Source organism: Collinsella sp. D33t1_170424_A12, from assembly GCF_015554865.1.
Classification (GTDB): Bacteria; Actinomycetota; Coriobacteriia; order Coriobacteriales; family Coriobacteriaceae; genus Collinsella.
Genome location: NZ_JADNJJ010000044.1, coordinates 1 through 2,818, shown reverse-complemented (window position 1 = coordinate 2,818; position 2,818 = coordinate 1). Strand labels below are relative to the sequence as shown.

Genomic DNA, 2,818 nt, shown 5'->3' with positions numbered 1-2,818 from the left:
CTCGAGGCCTTCTGCAAACAAGCAGCGATGGCAATCAGGCGGGATTCGTATCTACTGGAATTTTGAGACTGACATACCGCAATCATATAGCCATACATGAGAGTATCGAACCTTAAGGCATCGATATCCGCTTCATCATTAACGACAAGCATCGAGATCGGCATTTTAAGCTCGGCAAAAGAAGTCGAGCTCAACAGTTGAAAAGATTCGATACGACGGTATTTCTCGACCTCGCGGCGATATCTGCGGACGGAGAATAAGTCATCGTTCAAGGCAACGACCTGGCTATGCATGGCCTCAACGAGCTCTTGGCGCCATCCCTGATAATCGCTGGTTGAAAATGCGCTCTCTTGAAGGAGCATGGCCAATTCAGCTTGACGCTGGAAAACCTGCTCCGTCAAAGACAGGGCGATCTTTCCCTCCGAAACATTGAGATGCTCCCGGAAGAACTCGAAGTTCTTGCACCAATCAAAAATGAAGAAGCGCTCCTTGTCTTCATAAGGGCCATCCAACGGATCAACGACCTCAAGCCCTTCGCAAAGACGGGTGCCACGCCCGATCATTTGCCAGAATTTAATCTTCGAGCGCACCTTTTTGAAAAAGACGAGATTGACAATTTCAGGTACGTCGACGCCCGTGTCCATCATATCAACCGAAACGGTGATGACCGGCAACGGTTTGACCTCGAAATCATCGATAATGGTGTGCGAGTAATCATCGGAATGCAGAACCGCCTTTATATAATCCCCCGGGAGATTTGGATACAGCTTTCCGAAACGTTCGACAATGAAGCGCGCGTGCTTTTGGCTCTGCGCAAAGATAACGCTCTTTCCAAGCGTTTGACCGCCAGCGACTTTGATGCCCTTCTCCATAAGGGTTTCTAGCACGCTGTCAACCGTCTTCTCGTTAAAGACCCATTGATTGATCTCGCGTGACTCAATCTTCTCAGGCACATCCTGCCCGGTCTCCTCGAAATCCTCTTCAAGGATTTCTCGTTCGTCTTGAGACAAGTCATCATACGTGATGCCGTCATCCATGAAGCTCGTATGAGTCTCGATGCCAAAATATGGCACGAGAACATGATCAACCTCCGTGGCGGTGTTGTATTCATACACGTAGGTAGGGACTCCGCGCTCAACCTCGAAAAAGTCGTACGTATTGCGATCGACTTCATTCGCCGGCGTGGCAGTAAGACCAACCACGAAGGAATCGAAGTAATCAAAGATGGCACGATACTTTTTAAAGATGGAGCGATGGGCCTCGTCAACGATAACGAGGTCGAAGTGCGCAGGGGTGAACATGAGGTCACCGTCCTCATTGCGCTCCTTGTCAATCGCATTGAGGATGGTCGGATATGTGGAAAACACAATGCGCGCATTGCGGTCGTCCTTGTTTGATACAAGATTGCAAAGCGTCTCATTGGGCAGATAATCCTGGTAGCCGCTTTTGGCCTGACGAACAAGCGCCACGCGGTCCGCAAGGAACAAGACGTTCTTAACGAGCCCGGAACGCATGAGGACGTCCGTCAAGGCAGCCGAAACGCGTGTCTTTCCCGTTCCAGTGGCCATGACAAGCAGACTCTTGCGATGACCCGATTCGATATTGGCACACACGCGCTCGATGGCCTCCACCTGGTAGTAGCGTTTGCCACCACCAGCAATGGCCTCATTCACCCGTAACGTACTTGGCTTAACGGTGCCGTTTCGACGATTGATTATCCTCTGCAGCTCATCCTGGGAAAAGAAGCCGCTTACCTTACGCATCGGCGCGGCGTCGTCATCTAGGAAAAACGTCTCGAAGCCATTCGTAAGGAAGATCGGAGGTTTGTAACCGCATTCTTCTTCCAGGCATCGCGCATACAAGCGCGCCTGCTGGATGCCCTTCTGCGGAGAGTACATGGTTCTCTTTGCCTCGACAATGGCGAGAGGGCGATTATCTTTCCCCAAAAGCAGGTAGTCGATATAACCTATACCGGAATCAGAGTCCTTTCCCTTGGGCATACCATTGACTTCGCGCTCTTCAAGCACGTTCTCGTCCATCTTCCAGCCGGCAAGGGCAAGGTCCCAATCGATGTAATGCTTGCGCGTTTTATACTCGCTAATCTCCTCTGGATTAAACGAGCGTGCCTCGATGTGGGTGGCTTTATCAACGGTAGCGCGGGCACTCATCGCCTTTAGCTGCGCCTCAAGTCGCTTGACCTCTTCGTCCTTTTGAGAAATCAACTCTTCGCGCGCCTTGATGGCCTTAACCTGCTGAAGGGTGAGCTGAACGCCCTTCTTTGGGATCTTCGCCTCATCGAAGCGACGATTCTCATATTCCGGGCCGTAGCAATAATCGATCCAGTCGACGAAATCAAAGAGGGACCTCAGCGACAGGACTGCATCCTCGGCGGTGACACGGCGCTCCGTGTGAACGGAGAGATTTCCGAGCTTGTTTACGCCAATGAGCCTACGCCAAACCCGCTCATCAACGCACTCCCTAAACGATTGCTCATGAAGGAGCGAAGAAAGATTGTCACGATACGGCATACTGATCGAGTTATCGATTGCGTAAACCCATTTAACAGACAGCTCGAGCGCCTTGCGACAACCAACCGCACAGAGCGCAGGAGATGTCGCGTAAATCTTCTCAGCCTCGATGCAGGCATCAGCAAAGAGATTGTAATACCCATCGGTACGCTTTAGAAATCCAAAGTTCATGGCGTTCTCATTCGATACTCGGGAAACAGCACGCGAAACAACACAATTATAAACCTATATGCCTTTAGCAAGCTAAACCTCGATTTGTCGACCTCGGCGACGAAGGCAGCGAACTCTTG

At 51.0% G+C, this 2,818-nt stretch carries 1 protein-coding gene; it reads right to left on the bottom strand.

Going from position 1 to position 2,818, the window contains the following annotated elements; translation table 11 throughout:
* A partial coding sequence (locus tag I2E26_RS02105) for a DEAD/DEAH box helicase family protein (RefSeq protein WP_195419425.1) occupies window positions 1-2,699 on the bottom strand: 2,699 nt, incomplete at its 3' end.
* Window positions 2,700-2,818: the final 119 nt, after the last annotated feature.